The 16,276-nt window shown below is 54.9% G+C and carries 18 protein-coding genes; 12 read left to right on the top strand and 6 right to left on the bottom strand.

The features are described from left to right. Nucleotides 1–29 precede the first annotated feature (29 nt). The gene (zwf, locus tag ACL2XP_RS11660; RefSeq protein WP_413738667.1) at nt 30–1,505 is read left to right on the top strand and encodes a glucose-6-phosphate dehydrogenase; all 1,476 of its coding nucleotides are present in this window, start codon (nt 30–32) and stop codon (nt 1,503–1,505) included. A gap of 266 nt (nt 1,506–1,771) precedes the next feature. After that, nucleotides 1,772–2,413 carry a bifunctional 4-hydroxy-2-oxoglutarate aldolase/2-dehydro-3-deoxy-phosphogluconate aldolase gene (locus ACL2XP_RS11665; RefSeq protein WP_413738668.1) on the top strand — a complete coding sequence of 214 codons (642 nt, stop codon included), beginning with the start codon at nt 1,772–1,774 and terminating at the stop codon, nt 2,411–2,413. 83 nt (nt 2,414–2,496) lie between these two features. Here the strand turns inward: ACL2XP_RS11665 and purT are convergent, their stop codons facing one another. Then, nucleotides 2,497–3,675, bottom strand: coding sequence for a formate-dependent phosphoribosylglycinamide formyltransferase (gene purT / locus ACL2XP_RS11670; protein WP_413738669.1), 1,179 nt, complete (start codon nt 3,673–3,675; stop codon nt 2,497–2,499). Between the two features lie 185 nt (nt 3,676–3,860). On the opposite strand from purT, the gene ACL2XP_RS11675 reads away from it, so the two are divergent. The 3 genes from ACL2XP_RS11675 to ACL2XP_RS11685 all read left to right on the top strand — a co-directional run bounded on the left by ACL2XP_RS11675 (nt 3,861) and on the right by ACL2XP_RS11685 (nt 7,512). Further along, nucleotides 3,861–4,532, top strand: a complete 672-nt coding sequence (locus ACL2XP_RS11675; protein WP_413738670.1) for a YebF family protein — start codon at nt 3,861–3,863, stop codon at nt 4,530–4,532. Between the two features lie 181 nt (nt 4,533–4,713). After that, on the top strand, nt 4,714–5,364 hold the full coding sequence (locus ACL2XP_RS11680) for a tellurite resistance TerB family protein (RefSeq protein WP_413738671.1): 651 nt from the start codon (nt 4,714–4,716) through the stop codon (nt 5,362–5,364). Nucleotides 5,365–5,460: 96 nt separating this feature from the next. Continuing rightward, on the top strand, nt 5,461–7,512 hold the full coding sequence (locus ACL2XP_RS11685; RefSeq protein WP_413738672.1) for a S9 family peptidase: 2,052 nt from the start codon (nt 5,461–5,463) through the stop codon (nt 7,510–7,512). 14 nt (nt 7,513–7,526) lie between these two features. Here the strand turns inward: ACL2XP_RS11685 and exoX are convergent, their stop codons facing one another. Together exoX and ACL2XP_RS11695 are read right to left on the bottom strand one after the other, a co-directional pair. Then, on the bottom strand, nt 7,527–8,204 hold the full coding sequence (exoX, locus tag ACL2XP_RS11690; protein ID WP_413738673.1) for an exodeoxyribonuclease X: 678 nt from the start codon (nt 8,202–8,204) through the stop codon (nt 7,527–7,529). Between the two features lie 427 nt (nt 8,205–8,631). Next, nucleotides 8,632–8,859 carry a DNA polymerase III subunit theta gene (locus ACL2XP_RS11695; RefSeq protein ID WP_413738674.1) on the bottom strand — a complete coding sequence of 76 codons (228 nt, stop codon included), beginning with the start codon at nt 8,857–8,859 and terminating at the stop codon, nt 8,632–8,634. A 373-nt stretch (nt 8,860–9,232) separates the two neighbouring features. Between ACL2XP_RS11695 and ftnA the strand changes: the two genes are divergently transcribed. The 6 genes from ftnA to ACL2XP_RS11725 all read left to right on the top strand — a co-directional run bounded on the left by ftnA (nt 9,233) and on the right by ACL2XP_RS11725 (nt 12,435). Further along, the gene (ftnA, locus tag ACL2XP_RS11700) at nt 9,233–9,748 is read left to right on the top strand and encodes a non-heme ferritin (protein WP_413738675.1); all 516 of its coding nucleotides are present in this window, start codon (nt 9,233–9,235) and stop codon (nt 9,746–9,748) included. Between the two features lie 217 nt (nt 9,749–9,965). Then, nucleotides 9,966–10,346 carry a CopC domain-containing protein YobA gene (gene yobA, locus ACL2XP_RS11705; RefSeq protein ID WP_413738676.1) on the top strand — a complete coding sequence of 127 codons (381 nt, stop codon included), beginning with the start codon at nt 9,966–9,968 and terminating at the stop codon, nt 10,344–10,346. After that, on the top strand, nt 10,347–11,231 hold the full coding sequence (gene copD, locus ACL2XP_RS11710; RefSeq protein WP_413738677.1) for a copper homeostasis membrane protein CopD: 885 nt from the start codon (nt 10,347–10,349) through the stop codon (nt 11,229–11,231). Nucleotides 11,232–11,296: 65 nt separating this feature from the next. After that, nucleotides 11,297–11,632: a YebY family protein gene (locus ACL2XP_RS11715; protein ID WP_413739131.1), complete on the top strand. Its 336-nt coding sequence runs from the start codon at nt 11,297–11,299 to the stop codon at nt 11,630–11,632. 274 nt (nt 11,633–11,906) lie between these two features. After that, nucleotides 11,907–12,029, top strand: coding sequence for a hypothetical protein (locus ACL2XP_RS11720; protein WP_413738678.1), 123 nt, complete (start codon nt 11,907–11,909; stop codon nt 12,027–12,029). Nucleotides 12,030–12,213: 184 nt separating this feature from the next. Further along, nucleotides 12,214–12,435 (top strand): hypothetical protein, encoded by a 222-nt coding sequence (locus tag ACL2XP_RS11725; protein WP_413738679.1) that lies wholly within the window; start codon nt 12,214–12,216, stop codon nt 12,433–12,435. Between the two features lie 194 nt (nt 12,436–12,629). Here the strand turns inward: ACL2XP_RS11725 and ACL2XP_RS11730 are convergent, their stop codons facing one another. Continuing rightward, nucleotides 12,630–12,842, bottom strand: a complete 213-nt coding sequence (locus ACL2XP_RS11730; protein WP_413738680.1) for a hypothetical protein — start codon at nt 12,840–12,842, stop codon at nt 12,630–12,632. Between the two features lie 135 nt (nt 12,843–12,977). Continuing rightward, nucleotides 12,978–13,886 carry an EamA family transporter gene (locus ACL2XP_RS11735; protein WP_413738681.1) on the bottom strand — a complete coding sequence of 303 codons (909 nt, stop codon included), beginning with the start codon at nt 13,884–13,886 and terminating at the stop codon, nt 12,978–12,980. A gap of 850 nt (nt 13,887–14,736) precedes the next feature. Between ACL2XP_RS11735 and ACL2XP_RS11740 the strand changes: the two genes are divergently transcribed. Further along, complete coding sequence (locus ACL2XP_RS11740; RefSeq protein WP_413738682.1) at nt 14,737–15,603, top strand: hypothetical protein; 867 nt, start codon at nt 14,737–14,739, stop codon at nt 15,601–15,603. 28 nt (nt 15,604–15,631) lie between these two features. Here the strand turns inward: ACL2XP_RS11740 and ACL2XP_RS11745 are convergent, their stop codons facing one another. Next, a complete protein-coding gene (locus ACL2XP_RS11745) occupies nt 15,632–16,156 on the bottom strand; it encodes a hypothetical protein (protein ID WP_413738683.1) in 525 nt (174 codons plus the stop codon). Nucleotides 16,157–16,276 lie beyond the last annotated feature (120 nt).

Here is a 16,276-nt window from a genome sequence, read left to right on the forward strand (position 1 = left end):
TTACAAACATCCTGCACGAGGAGAGGAACATGGCGGTAACATCCATAGCCCAGGCATGCGATCTGGTGATTTTCGGCACTAAAGGCGATCTGGCCCGCCGGAAATTATTGCCTTCTTTGTATCAATTGGAGAAAGCCGGTTCCATTCATCCGGAGACGCGCATTATCGGCGTCGGCCGTGCTGATTGGGACGTGAAAGCCTACGTCAAGGTGGTGCGCGAAGCATTGGAAACCTTTATGAAAGAGCCCATCGACGAGAAGCTCTGGAAGACGCTCAGCGGCCGCCTGGATTTTTGCAATCTTGATGTCAACGAAAGCAAGCATTTCAGCAAACTGGCGGACAAACTCGATCAAGAGGCCCGCGTTACCATCAACTATTTCGCCATGCCGCCCAATACCTTCGGCGCCATTTGCCAGGGCCTTGGCCTGGCCGGCCTGAATAAAGAACCGAGCCGGGTCGTGATGGAAAAACCCCTGGGCACCGATTTGGCCTCATCCAGGGTTATTAACGATCAGGTCGCCGAATACTTTAAAGAGTGCCAGGTTTATCGCATCGACCACTACCTGGGCAAAGAAACGGTGCTCAACCTGCTGGCGCTGCGGTTCGCCAACTCGCTGTTCGCCACCAACTGGGACAATCGCACCATCGATCACGTGCAGATCACCGTCGCGGAAGAAGTGGGTATCGAAGGGCGGTGGGGGTATTTCGACAAAGCCGGCCAGATGCGCGATATGATTCAAAGCCATCTGCTGCAAATCCTGACCATGATCGCCATGTCGCCGCCCTCGGATCTGACCACCGACCGTATCCGTGACGAAAAGGTCAAGGTACTGCGCTCGCTGCGTCCGATCGATCATTCCAATGTGCGCGATACCACGGTGCGCGGGCAATATACCGCCGGTTTCGTACAGGGCAAAAAGGTGCCCGGCTACCTGGAAGAAGAGGGCGCCAATAAAAGCAGCCATACCGAAACCTTTGTTTCGATCCGGGTGGATATCGATAACTGGCGCTGGGCCGGCGTACCGTTTTACCTGCGTACCGGGAAACGCCTGCCGACCAAATGTTCCGAAGTCGTGGTGTACTTCAAGAACCCCGCGCTCAACTTGTTCCGCGACTCCTATCAGGAACTGCCGCAAAACAAGCTGACCATCCGTTTGCAGCCGGACGAAGGCATGGATATCCAAATACTCAACAAGGTGCCGGGGCTTGATCACAAACATCGCCTGCAAACCACCAAGCTGGATTTGAGCTTCTCCGAAACCTTCAACCAGGAACATCTGGCCGACGCTTACGAACGGCTGCTGCTGGAAACCATGCGCGGCATCCAGGCGCTGTTCGTGCGCCGCGACGAAGTGGAAGAGGCCTGGACGTGGGTGGACTCGATCATGGACGCCTGGGCGTCGGATAATGACGCGCCCAAGCCTTACCAGTCGGGCACCTGGGGGCCGGTGGCCTCGGTAGCCATGATCACCCGCGACGGGCGTTCCTGGAACGAGTTCGAATAAACCGGCGGATGGCACCGGCGCGGATTATCCGCGCCGGACATATTTAGCCGCGGGTTTGGGCTATTTTCAGCCAAACGCGCTGCCAGGGTTAACAGGTCATTTTTACGACACGCTAATGCGGCAACGTTTTACGATAAAAGTTATTGCGGTAAAAGTTATTACGGTAAAAGGTGCGGCCGGTTATTTGCGCCAACGCAAATCCCCGTGGCAGGGGCGCGCCATTTCAAACACCTTTGCCTTTAAGGCAAGACAGGAGAGACACAGACATGAAAAATTGGAAAACAAGCGCGGAAACCATCCTGACATCGGGCCCGGTAGTGCCCGTAATCGTTATCAACAAGCTGGAACATGCGGTTCCTTTGGCGAAAGCGCTGGTGGCCGGCGGCGTGCGCGTATTGGAAGTGACGCTGCGCACCGCCTGCGCGCTTGACGCTATCCGCGCCATAGCCAAAAACGTTCCGGAAGCGATTGTCGGCGCGGGTACTGTGACCAACGTGCAGCAATTGGCCGAAGTGACCGAAGCCGGCGCGCAGTTCGCCATCAGCCCCGGTTTGACCGCTACGCTGCTCAAAGCGGCCACCGAAGGCAGCATCCCGCTTATTCCCGGTATCGCCAGCGTATCCGAACTGATGCTGGGCATGGACTACGGCTTGCGTGAATTCAAGTTTTTCCCGGCCGAAGCCAACGGCGGCGTTAAAGCGCTGCAAGCTATCGCCGGGCCGTTCTCGCAGGTTCGTTTCTGCCCGACCGGCGGCATTTCACCGAAAAACTACCGTGATTACCTGGCGCTGAAAAGCGTACTGTGTATCGGCGGTTCCTGGCTGGTGCCGAATGACGCCCTGGAAGCCGGGGATTACGCGCGCATCACCGAACTGGCTAAAGAAGCGGTAGCCGGCGCCAAGCTGTAAGCGTCATGGCGTAATGCGTAGCGGTACTTTACTTTGTTAAGGCTTCCCCGCAGGGGGAAGCCTTTTTTCCGGCCTCTACCGGCTCAGCCGGCGACCTTGACCGCCGCCGCGCAGCGTTTGGCTTCGCTGACGGCCTCTTCTACCGTATCCGCCATCGCCAGGGCCACGCCCATGCGGCGCTTGCCGCCGATCGCGGGTTTACCGAATAGTCTGATTTGCGTATGGCCCTGCAAGGCCAGCTCAAGGCCGCTAAAGCTGACGTTACCGCTCTCCAGCTCAGGCAGGATTACCGCCGACGCCGCCGGGCCATATTGCCGGATAGCGCCTACCGGCAGCCCGAGGAAGGCGCGCACATGCAACGCGAACTCGGAGAGATCCTGGGACATCAGCGTGACCATGCCCGTGTCATGGGGGCGGGGCGACACTTCGCTGAAAATCACCTCGTCGCCGCGCACAAACAGCTCGACTCCGAACAACCCCCGGCCGCCCAGGGCGGTAACCACTTTTTCCGCGATATCCCGCGCCCGCTGCAACGCCAGCGCGCTCATCCGCTGCGGCTGCCAGGATTCCCGGTAATCGCCGTCTTCCTGGCGGTGGCCGATGGGTTCGCAAAAATGAATCCCGTCCACGGCGCTGATGGTCAGCAAAGCGATCTCAAAATCAAAGGCAACCAGCCCTTCCACAATCGCTTTGCCGCCGCCGGCGCGCCCGCCGAGCTGCGCGTATGTCCAGGCGTCGTCCAGTTTAGCCGGATCGCGTACCAGACTTTGTCCCTTGCCCGAAGAACTCATTACCGGCTTGATAATCAGCGGATAGCCAATCTTGGCCACTGCCCGATCCAGCTCGGCCCGATCGCTGGCAAAAGCGTAGGCCGATGTGGGCAATGCCAGGGTTTCCGCCGCCAGGCGCCGGATGCCTTCGCGGTTCATGGTCAGCCTGGTGGCCTGGGCGCAGGGCACCACATGATGCCCCTCCTGTTCAAGGGCGACCAACATATCGGTGGCAATGGCTTCAATTTCCGGCACGATAAAATCGGGGCGTTCCGCTTCGATAAGCGCGCGCAGCGCGGCGCCATCGAGCATATCGATCACATGGGCGCGATGGGCGACATGCATCGCCGGCGCGTCGGCGTAGCGATCGACGGCAATGACTTCCACGCCCAGACGCTGGCATTCAATCGCCACTTCTTTACCCAATTCACCCGACCCCAGCAGCATCACCCGAGTCGCGCCGGCGCGCAACGCTGTTCCAATGGTTACCATTCGCATTCACCTGACTTGATAAAAATTGCGCGCAGTATAAACGAAAACGTTTGCCTATGCAGCAGGCGGGCAAGCACGGCCGCTTTTTGGCGCCGGATTTGATAAATCCCTTTCTCAAGCGAAATTTAACAGGCTATTATCATTCAATACCTTGAGAAAAGGATAACCAGAACAGTGGAGGCTTTATGCAAAAAATGGGAATCGGGCTGCTAGGCGTAATGGCGGTCGGCATGATGCTATCGTCACTCGCGGGCGCAGCGGACCAGGCCCCGCCGGTTGAACCGCAGACCTCGACCGCGCAACCCCCGGCAGACGCCGAGTCGGGCGCTCAACAGCCTGCCGGCCAGACTGACGCCAAGCCGCCCGCCAATGCCGTGCCGGCACCGGCGCCAACGCCGCCGGCGGATAATGCCGCTCCCGATAGCAGCGCCCCGGCCGACAAACCGGCGCCCGTCAACGCCGATAAAAAGCCCGCCGCCGAGAAAAAAAACGCTGTCGGGCAATCCGTGACGGGGAACGCCGCCGAAGCCAACAAGGTATCCGCGGCCAACAAAGCGCAGTCCAAAAAAGGGCAACCGCCCAGAACCTTCAAAGTATCGCCCTGTCCCGATCTCAACGCTCCCCAGGTTGCGGAACTGATTAAACAGGATTATACCCAGAATCGCTTTCCCCGCGCCGATGACGATAAAAAAGCGCTGGGCGAAACGATTGTCACCCAGGTTAACCCCGAGGATATCACCGGCAGCGGCGATAACTGGCAGGCACCGTTGAAAATTCGCGGACAAAGCGCCGACCGCGCTTTTGCGGTAACGCTGGATTGCCAGGCAGGTGAAATAAGTTACGCCTTGCAGCCCTAATCCCCGCTGTTTCGCGGTTTCTCCGGCGGTGCGGATGATTGCGCGCCGCCGGTTTGGTCTCTTGAATATCCCGCCTTGCCCCGCAGGCTTCTTTGCAAACCCTTTTAATAAATTGACAATAAATCGTCTATTTTGGTGGACAGGGATCGTGCAGCGATCCGAACTCACCAAGGGGACGGCTATGAACCAATGGATGCAAAAAATCCAAACGATGGTCCAGCAAAAGGGCGGGCAGGGCGATAGCGCCAACCTGGCCAATCTATTGGCTCCCGGTGCGCTCGGCGGCTTGGTCGGCCTGCTGATTGCCAATAAATCGTCGCGCAAGGCCATCGGCGCGGTGGGGAAAAACGCCCTGTTCATCGGGGGCGGCGCCGCATTGGGGGCGGTGGTGTGGGATCAATATAAAAAGCGCATGCGCGACGCCCAGCCCCAGGCCGTGCCCGCCGCCCAGCCAAGCCCTATCGATCGGCGCGCCCAGCGGTTGATCATGGCGCTGGTATTCGCCGCCAAAGCCGACGGGCATATCGATGACACTGAACGGCAATCCATTCAACAACATATTCACCAACTGGGCTGGGGCGACGAAGTAGAGCACCTGGTGCAGGACGCCATAATCCAGCCGCTGGACCCGGAGCGTCTGACCCGTGATATCCGCACCGAGGACGAAGCGCTGGAAATCTATTGCCTGAGCTGCGCGGTGGTGGATGTCGATCATTTTATGGAGCGAAGTTATATGGATGCCCTGGCACGGGCGCTTAAAATTCCGGATGATGTAAAAACCGAGCTTGAACAGCGGGTTAATTCCCAGGTCAGCGTTGTCGCCGTCCCATAACCCGACGCGGTGAGCGCCGGGCGCCGCTGCCGCTGCGCTTGGCAACCCGCCGGATTCGTGCCACTCTGTTTCTTATGCAAATAAGGAAGGGTGCGTATGATATTTCCCCCAATAGCTGAAAAAAGGCCTCATACATTAACCGTGCATGGTGAGACACGGATCGATAATTATTATTGGCTACGTGATGACAAGCGGGAAGACCCTGCCGTGCTCGACTACCTTGCCCAGGAAAACACCTATGGCGAAACCATGATGGCCGGCCACGACGAGCTGCGTCACAAACTCTTTACCGAAATGGTGGAGCGCATCCCGCAGCAAGACCGTTCGGTGCCTTACATCCGTCGCGGTTACCGCTATCAAAGCCGCTATGAGCAAGGCAACGAATATGCCATTTATACCCGCCAGCCGGCGGAACCGGCCGACGGGGATACGTGGGAAATCCTGCTCGACGGCAACCAGCGGGCGGCGCAAAGCGAGTTTTATACCATGGGGTCGCTGGAAATAAGCCCCGACAACGCCATTATGGCGGCGGCGGAAGATTTCTTGTCGCGCCGCCTGTACGGCATTCGTTTTAAAAACCTGGCCCGCGACTCCTGGTATCCGGAAGTCATCGAAAACGCCTCATCGGGGTTTGAATGGACCAATGATTCCAAAATTCTCTACTACGTCCGCAAACATAAAAAAACGCTGCTGCCCTATCAGGTCTACCGCCACCGGGTCGGCACGTCGACGGATCTCGACGAACTGGTGTATGAAGAACAAGACGACGCTTTTTACGTCAGCGTGCATAAAACCACCTCCGAGCGTTATATTATTATTGCCTTGGGTAGCACGACGTCCGGCGAAATCCTGCTGCTGGACGCGGACGACCCCAGCGCGACGCCGCAGCTGTTCCTGGCCCGCCGCCACGACCATGAATATTCGCTGGACCATTTTCAGGGCTATTTTTACCTGCGTTCCAATCGCGACGGTAAAAACTTTGCCCTGTATCGCAGCGAAACGCCTGATGAACGGCAGTGGCAGCCGCTGATTCCCGCAAGGGACGACGTCGTGCTGGAAAGTTTCACGCTATTTACCGATTGGCTGGTGCTCGAAGAACGGCATCAAGGCCTGACCAGCCTGCGGCAAATTCATTGGGAAACCGGGGAAGAGAAGGGCATCGCTTTCGACGATCCCACCTATGTGACCTGGCTGGCCTACAACCCCGATCCGCAAACCCAGTGGGTACGCTATGGTTATTCTTCCATGACCACGCCTACCACCCTGTTCGAATTGAATATGGCCACCGGCGAGCGCAAGCTGCTCAAACAGTCCCTGGTGAAAAACTTCGACGCGGAAAACTACCGCAGCGAACGGCTATGGGTCACCGCCCGCGACGGCGCCGAGGTACCGGTTTCGCTGGTGTATCGCAAGGATCTGTTTCATCACGGCCGCAACCCCCTGCTGGTATATGGTTATGGTTCTTATGGCAGCAGCATGGACCCTGATTTCAGCGCCAGCCGCCTGAGCCTGCTGGACCGCGGTTTTGTGTTTGCCCTGGCGCATATACGCGGCGGCGGCGAACTGGGCCAGCAATGGTATGAAGACGGCAAGCTGTTTAACAAGCTAAATACCTTCACCGACTTTATCGATGTGAGCCGGTATCTGCTTAAGCAAGGCTATGGGGATGAGCAGCAGGCCTTCGCCATGGGCGGCAGCGCCGGCGGGCTGTTGATGGGCGCGGTGATCAATATGGCGCCGACGCTGTTCAAGGGCGTGGTGGCGCAGGTACCGTTCGTGGATGTCGTGACCACTATGCTTGATGACAGCATTCCGCTGACCACCGGCGAATATGACGAGTGGGGCAATCCGGAAGAGAAGGCCTATTATGACTATATGCTGCGCTACAGCCCTTATGACCAGGTAAGCCCGCAACCCTATCCCCATCTGCTGGTCACCACCGGCCTGCACGATTCCCAGGTGCAATATTGGGAACCGGCCAAATGGGTCGCCAAGCTCAGGGCCGTCAAAACCAATGACAACCTGTTGCTGCTGTGCACCGATATGGATTCCGGTCACGGCGGTAAATCCGGGCGTTTCAAGGGTTATGAAGGAATAGCGATGGAGTACACTTTTATCCTTTCCCTGGCCGGGCAGGAACAGCAATAGCCGCCGGCAGCGCGTTAACGCGCTGCTTCTCCCTGGCTCAGGTAATGATTAATGCTAAAGCGCATATCCGCCGATAAATCCTTCAGGTTGCCCAACATCCATTTCAGATAGCCCGGGTCCTCCTTGGCGATGCGCTCCATGGGCTGGCCGCGGTATTTGCCGAATTTCAAGGTGGTCACCAATGTTGCCTGGTTGCTGAGCGCCACCATTTCCGCCGCGCTCCAGCCGGAATCGGCCATGATTTTCACCAGCAGCGCCGCCGTCACATAACAATCATACAAAGCGCGATGCGGATAAAGCCCGTCGGGCACGGTCACCGACAGGTTCAGGGCATAACGCAGATATTGATTGCTATATTTCAAGCCGGGATAGAGCTTGCGGGCAAGTTTGACGGTGCAAATCCACTCGCCGTGCATTTCCGGCAGCATGCGCCGGTCGAACGCGGCATTGTGCGCGACATAATAGGGGCTGCCGTGATAGCGGCCGACCGTTTTGGCGATACGCGGCTTATCCGCGACCATCTCTTCGGTAATATGATGGATGGCCATGGCCTCATAGCCGATGGCGCGGTCGGGGCAAACCAGGTCGCTCATCGGGTTGGTCAACAGGCCGTTTTCCACGTCAACCGAAGCAATCTCGACAACACCGCCTTCCAGGCCACAGGTTTCAGTATCAATGACACGAAAAGTCATGGTTTTTCCTATTCAGGGTACGAATGACTATTATGACCTGAATAGCAGCAACAAAAAACCCGCATCAGATGCGGGTTTATCATTGGCTCGCCTAAATTAAACGATATCAGGCTGGGTCTTTCTGTTGCGCTTGTCAGCGCGTTTTTCTTCCGGCGATTTTAACGGTTTCTTTTTCGCGTCTTTTTTACGATCCATTCCCTTACTCATATTTGCCTCTCTGTAAAAGAACCGGAAATGTAGGAATGATTAACTGCCAGTTGGCTAAGATAATCAAGTCAATTTGTGCTATTCCGCCACCCCAGGGGGACTACCAGAGGAGCGGCGAACGCCGGTACGGCGGGCTTGGGAGGGATAACGGCCAGCTTCCAGAACCCGCGATCGTGCTTATTGCGGACCGGCGGCAAAACCAGTATAGAGCAGGGCGGGATTATTTTCTCGGTTCATAGGGCAAACGGGAAAAATTTAACGATGCCTGGCGATAAAATGCCACCCGCTCGCGAAAGTAATCGCGCAACCGCTCCGGTTGTTCCCGTTCGATCTGCTCGGCAACTACCGGCATGTTGTAGCGTTCCTTGAAGGCGACGCCCGAAGCCGCCAGATCGACATTGATCTTGTCCATCACCTCAGCGTCGAGTTTTGCCAAATTATATTCCATACCACCTCCTGCGGCCGATAAGGGACAACGATGCTAAAAATAATGGACGGCGCTTAAAAACGCAAGGGCGGCGGACGCCATCGGGATAGAAATAATAATCGTTTGTATTCACAACGCCGGTGCGGCTAATGCGGCAATAATATTTTTCATTTTATTTCTCAATTCATAATACAAATAAGAATGCCTATCAATTCCATTTTGAATAATTAATTTATAGCAGGTCGATTTCATGGAAATAAATATTTAATATATTGATTTGTATGGTCTATTTAATTAGTATGCCATGCAGGTTAAATAATAGTATATATTTTGTTATCATTTGGGCATAATGATTGCGTCTACTTTTTAATTACCGGAACAAGGAAGCCTGCCCATGTTAAAACAAGAAATGGCTAATAAGCTTAACGAACAGCTAAATCTGGAATTTTTTTCCGCTAATCTTTATCTGCAAATGAGCGCCTGGTGCAGCGATAAAGGTTATGAAGGCGCCTCCGCTTTCCTGAAGACCCAGTCTCTTGAAGAGATGGATCATATGCGCCGCCTGTTCGATTACCTCAACGACGCTGGCACCATGCCGGTGCTGGGCGCCATCGAGGCGCCGCCCACCGGCTTTACGTCGCTGGCTGAACTGTTCAAACGCACCTACGAGCATGAGCAGATGATCACCCAGAAGATCAACGAACTGGCTCATGCGGCCATCACCTCTCAGGATTACTCCACGTTTAACTTCCTGCAGTGGTATGTGTCCGAACAGCATGAAGAAGAAAAATTGTTCAAATCCATTCTCGATAAACTGTCGCTGGTTAATACCAGCAACGGCGGGCTGTTCTTTATCGATCAGGATCTGAAAAAAATGAACGGCGGCGATAACACCCCCGCCGCGATTTAATCCCCGGCGCCGCCCTTGGCCAGGGCGCGCTCGACAGAAGTCCCGGCAATCGCTATCATCAGCTTGCGTCCAGGTAAGCGGAGCAGCGGCGCCGGGGCTTTTTTTATCCCCGGTTATTTCCTGCCCGGTATCGCGATAAAACCCCTACGGCTGCGCAATGGACGGCAAGCGTCGGTATAACCGACATGGCATGTTTCAGTATAAGGAAATGACGTTAATGTCCAGCCTTCGTATTACCGCCCCCGCCGTTGCGCTGATACTGACGGCGCTCACCGGCTTTGCGGCGCAGCAAGCCCAGGCCCATGCGCATCTCAAATCGCAATACCCGGCCGCCGGCGCCACCATGAGCGCCGCCCCCCAGGCGTTAACCATGACCTTTAGCCAGGGCATCGACCCCGCGGCCAGCGGCCTGGCGCTCACCGGGCCCGGCAACGTTCCTATTCCCACCGGCGTGATAAAAGCCGATCCGGCTAATCCCGCCCATATCATTATCCCAATCGATAAGCCTCTGACCGCCGGCGTTTATCAGGTGCAATGGCATGCCGTTTCCGTTGACGGCCATACCACCGAAGGCCGCTATCACTTCAGCGTAAAATAAATGATAAGCCTAGCGGCCAGCTACTCCGCCTGCCGATTTGTTCATATTGCCGCTATCATGCAGGGGTTCGGCATCGCTTTGTTTTGTGAATGCCTGGCTCCCGCCCGCCTGCGCGTCGCTTTGCGTAATTCCCTGGGCGGCGCCACCCGGATTATGGCATGGCTCAGCCTGCTGACGTCCGCGGGCATCCTGGCCCTGCAAGCCGGACAAATGGGCGACGGCTGGCCGCAAACCTTGAGTCCAGCCGTTTGGCTGGCGGTCTTAAACACCGCATTTGGGTCGGTATGGCTATGGCACCTGGCGGTGGCGCTGCTGGCGGTTTTAGCGGCGGGCCTGCATACCCTGTCGGCCATGCGCCATCGTCTCCTGCTCGCGGCGTTAAGCGGCCTGCTGATAAGCCAGGCCCTGGTGGGGCATTCCGCCATGTACGACGGAATGCGGGGCGCCTTGCAGCGCGGCAACCAAATATTGCACCTGTTCTCGGCGGCCTGGTGGCTGGGATGCCTCTTGCCGTTGCTGATCTGTTTGCCCCGGCTGCGCGGCGTGGGGCGCAACGATGCGCTGCACGCGCTGGTAAGATTTTCGCGCAGCGCCCATTTTGCCGTGGCGCTGGTGATTTTCAGCGGTTTGGTCAACACCTGGCTGGTGCTTGGCCAATGGCCGCTGGATTGGGCGTCCGCCTACCAGCGCCTGCTGTTGTTTAAAATCGCCGCTGTGGTGCTGATGGTGGCCCTGGCCATCACCAACCGCTATGCCGTGGTGCCGGCCATGGGACGCCAGCCGGAGGGTGCCATACGCCTGCTGACGTTGCTTACCTTAGGGGAACTGGTGCTGGGGTGCGCCGTGATGCTGCTGGTGAGCGTGTTCGCCACCTTTGAACCTTGATTAATCTGCGTGACGCCCGGCGGGCGGCACGGTAAACCGTAGGAAAAACCATGAAAATTCGCAATATGCTAGTTCTGGTAATCGCCCTGGCGGCGCAGTCGGCCGGCGCCGCGCAAATTATCACCGTCAGCAAATTTCAGTATGGTAAACAGTGGGCGTTTACCAAGGAGGAGGTGCAGCTGTTGTGCCGCCAGGACGGTTCCCTGCTGGCGCTCAATATGAGCACCCTGATGCAATATCCGCTGAACGACCAGGCGACGCGGCAAATGAATGCCGGCCAGATCAAAGCCCAGCCCATTGATACCATCCTGCTGGACGACCCGGCCCGGCCCGGCCAGAAGATGAGCGTCGCGCCATTCGCGCAGCGGGCGCAGCAGCTGTGCGACACGCCCAAGCAGTAACCGGAGGGAATCTCTTTAGCAAACTTATAATTTATTATGTTAATAATTTTAAGTGTGCTTGATATCACAAAGTTGCATTTTAGTGAATTACATTAGGGCGTAATGGGACCGGGGCGATGGAAAAGCGCTCGCGAGCTTCTATAATCAACGATGTAAGGCTAAACAGCTTACTTTAATGCCAACTTTTAGCGCACGGCTCTCTCCCAAGAGCCATTTCCCTAGACCGAATATAGGAATCGTATTCGGTCTTTTTTTTGCAGGCTAGGGGATTGGCGTGACCTATTCTTTTGCCCGCGAGGTGTTGCTCGATGCGCTGATCGCGCAGAGTTTTAGCCCGGCCTCGATTTACCTCATTGGCGGTGGTACGAAAAACCGGATGGACTACACGTGCAAATGAGTGGGTTAGGGCGGATAAATTTCATGCCAGGACGGATGAATCGCCCATAACACCATCGGGAAGTTGATATTGCTTATGTTTGCCAGAAATAAATATTAAATAGCGGGTTTATTCATGGCGTTTATGAGCAGGCCGTTCTATAGCTAAAGGGCACCAAATCGATGCGTACCGCAAGGATAATATTATGCCGCCAAAAGATGGTGATTTTATTAACTTCAGCCAAGACTATGAATTGGACTATGTTCTCGGCCATCACCTGGCTCGCGATGAAAACCAGGCTAACAGAGCGTTGCTGGTCCAAATCGGGGACGCCTACAAAAAAGATAAAGGTGTTGAACGTGCGAAACATGAAAAACCATTTTATGACTATGTGAGAAAGCACCCTCTGTTTTCTAAAATGTCCTGATCATGATAAACATTATTAACGTTAAGCCCGCCTCTGGCGGGCTTCGTTGTTAAAGCAGTTCTATGTTAAAGCAGTTCTATCGGCCAGATGACAGAATCCCGCCGACGGCCGGATACGTATTGCCGCTATGTATATTCCGTGCGTAATTAAATGCGGCGATCGTCCCGGCGTTTATAAATTTTTGTCGGGTCAGGTTATTTTTTATCTGCGTTTTGCTGTTTTGCTTTTTTTGCCGCCATATGATGCCCAACCGCGCAGCCGCCAGCCGCGCCTAATACCGCGTGGTGCTTGACATGGCCCACTACGCCGCCCACCGCCGCGCCTTTAAGACAGCCGGCCGCGTAGGTGAACGAAGAGGTGCATACCAGCGCGGTGAAGAGTAACGAGCAACTTATTTTTCGATTCATTAATTTATCTCAAATGGTTAAATGAATTTAATAGAACACCATGCCATTACCGGCGCGCTGCTGTCATGCGGTCTTGTGTAACAGGGTAATGCTTGCAATGTCGTCATAAGGCCGCAGGCCAAGGGTCTGTTGGTATCAAGGCTGGCGTACCGTCCTGCGATTCAATAAGCGGCCGCCGAATACATTGATCAGCAGCCCCAGCATAACGACGGTTACGCCGATAATTTGCAGCCGATTGAGCAGCTCACCCAAGAGCAGCGCGGCGCTGGTTAATCCCACCACCGGCACCAGCAGGGCGAAAGGGGTCACGCGCCAGGTTTCATAGCGCGACAGCAGCTTGCCCCATAGTCCATAGCCGATAATGGTGGAAATAAAGGCCAGGTAAATCAGGGAAAATATCGTCGGCGCCTTGATATGAACAATGCTATCAGCGATGGCCGTTTGGCCTTCGAACAGCCATGAGCACAGCAAAAAGGGAATGATTGGGAGTAGCGCGCTCCAAACCACCAGCGAAAGAATCGGGGTCTTGGGCGCGTTGGTCATGATGATTTTATTGATGATATTGCCTAACGCCCAGCACAAGCCGGCTACCAGCGTCAGCAACAGCCCGAGGAGTGGGATGGCGGACAGCGTATTGGTCATGCCGCCTTCGGCCAGGACCACCATGCCCGCCGCGGCGATGAGTGTACCCAGGATTTGCGTGACTTTGATTTTTTCCGATAGAAAAAGGGTGCCCAGTATGATGGTGAAAAATACCTGGGACTGTAGCACCAGCGAGGCTATGCCGGTGGGCATACCCAGGTTGATAGCGCAAAACAGGAAGGCGAACTGCAGGAAACTGATGGTCAACGCATAAAGCGCCAGCCACTTGAACGGGATTTTCGGCGCAGGAATGACCAGGATGGCCGGAAGCGCCACCAGCAGGAAACGCAAACCGCCCAGCAGCAGGGGCGGCATGCCGTGCAGGCCCACTTTGATGATCACAAAATTAATGCCCCAGATGACTACCACCAACAGTGCCAACAATGTATCTCTTAAAGACATCCCCTGTTCCTTGCTCATTGACGTTATTATCGACGCCCGGCAAGGGACGTCGTTTAGGTTGATAGGTAAAAATACACGTAAAATAACTTATTTTATACATACAGATCTTGCCGAGATGGGGTAGTACAGCCGGCGAAAAACGGGGGACTGCGGCAGAATAGGCGTCGCAGCGGCGAAAAAATGGTCCGGCGGCGCTAACCGGCGGTAAGTGATTACGATGAATTAAAAATCATTTCCCTTGCTAATAATGGAGTCTGTGGGTGACGAATAATGATGATTTTTACTAGCGCGAATAAAATCTTTAATACCGGAAAGGCGGTTTTTTACAGGCGCTTTTTCTATTACCTGGCATCATGGCCATATTATTATTGCCATGATGATAAAATAAATGCCATGATCGCCGCCAATTATGTATTTCTAGTGTTTATAGGGAATATTAGTTGTGTTAATTAACTAATCATTATTTAGCTATAAAATCAACCTCTGTATTATCACCGGCGCCAAGTATTCAGAACGGCGTATTAACAGCATGTCGAATGGTATTTTAATGGACTCACTCAATAATAACGCGCAACTAAACCACCCCTATACTGATAAGAATTTATCCTCTTCAACCCGGACTGTCCCTGAATGGCCTGGGACGAATTCATTGGCTTACTCATTATTCAACGTGGAAAACACTTCGCAGCGCCTCGCGCAGCGCGGCGAAACAGATAAGACATACGACGTTAAGCATGCAGGCGCTGATGGGCTGGCCGCTGATTATCCCTGCAACCATGATGGGGCTCGCCTGCGGCCGTGGCTCCCTGGGACCGGTATATTTAACGGTTCGGCGAAAACATGGAATCAATTGCCAAGCCGCGATGTGATCAAAAACCTGCAACTGGGTGAGGGCGATGCGCCCAACACGGTACATATTTCAACCTACGGGGATGAAAGCAGCGAAATGGCGCTATTTCCCGAATATGGCATCCCCTTGCACCAGGCGCCAATAGATCTCAGGCAGTATGAGCAGGCATTCGACGCCTTGCCGGGTAATGAAAAACTGGCGGTACGCGTATGGACTCTGATGGAAGACGACACCATGTCTTATAACGATGGCAGCCCCAACCTGACGCTGCTGGGTTTATCACCGGTTAACACCGGGATGAATGAACAACTGCGGCGCAATGTCCCCGTAGACCAATGGAGCAAGCCGGAAAAAATAATGTACCGGTCACTGCTGAATGCATTTAATAGTGATCTTCCGACCCAGCACGGCAGCTATTTGCGGGCGGCGGAATATAAAATCGGCCAATATATCCCCTGGGCGGATACCATCAGCCCAGGGGATATCGTTACCAATTATCCGGCATTTATGAGCGTTTCGGCGCAGGACACCTATGCCAGACTCTTGGTCATGCAGGTGATGGAGGATGCCATAGGCAATCGGGAGCATATCCAGGCGCTGATTTTTTATAAAATTGAAAACGCCAGGCAATGCATGCCTCTGCTATACGGAATCGCCAGCACCTCGGAAATGGAAAATGAATATTTATATCGTCCAAAATCATTTTTCAGGGTTAAAGGCATCTCGACCTGTTATGCCATCGAGGGGGATATGGAACCGGGTATGCGAATAGCCGTGGTGCTGGAAGAACTGGAGCACCACGTGGCCTCGGCAAAAAATCTGTTCAGCGGCGCGGTCGTAGATAATTTCCTGCCGCCGTCGGCCTGATGCATCGATGACGGTTTAGCCGCTGAGCTTAGCGCGAATAAGGGCCCTCCACAGGCGGTGCTGCGTTTTCCACGCCGGCTACCGCCAGTTGCGCTTCAAGCACCTGCTTGACCACCCGGTAGCAATCGTCAATATGTGCGTTACCCAGGACTTTCATGGCGCTGAAACTCAGCCCGGCCGCGGCGGCCTGGCCAATAAAAGGTACATAGCGCGCCACGGATTTGGTGGCGACGCGGATACCTACCCGACGCAGGATCATCATCACCAGCTCTTTGGTGATGGTTCTGCCGATTAACCGGCTGCCGATACCGGTAATCGCCACCAGGGTATATTTTTTGCGATTGGGGTGCAGGCCGTTGATTTGTTGCTCGCTGAGGCCGAATTTTTCATTAATGGCCGGTAATAGAGCCATCAATAACGACACATCGGTACCGATATCCAGGCCGGGAATCGGAATCGCCGCCGCGCCGGCTGAGATACCCGCACGCCGCGTCACCATCTTTTTGCATTGCGCGCGCGCCTGCTCCAACTCTGCCAACGTATTAATCATCATGCGCTCCCTGGTGGATAATCCAAACATTTTGCGGCATGGTTCCATGCCCCGATGCGGCAGTTGTCGCGTCCCTGGCTATCGGAGCGATAGGTAGCGGTTTATTCCATTAAGGATAAAATC

It is taken from the genome of Sodalis sp. RH21 (assembly GCF_047324175.1).
Taxonomy (GTDB): Bacteria; Pseudomonadota; Gammaproteobacteria; order Enterobacterales; family Enterobacteriaceae; genus Acerihabitans.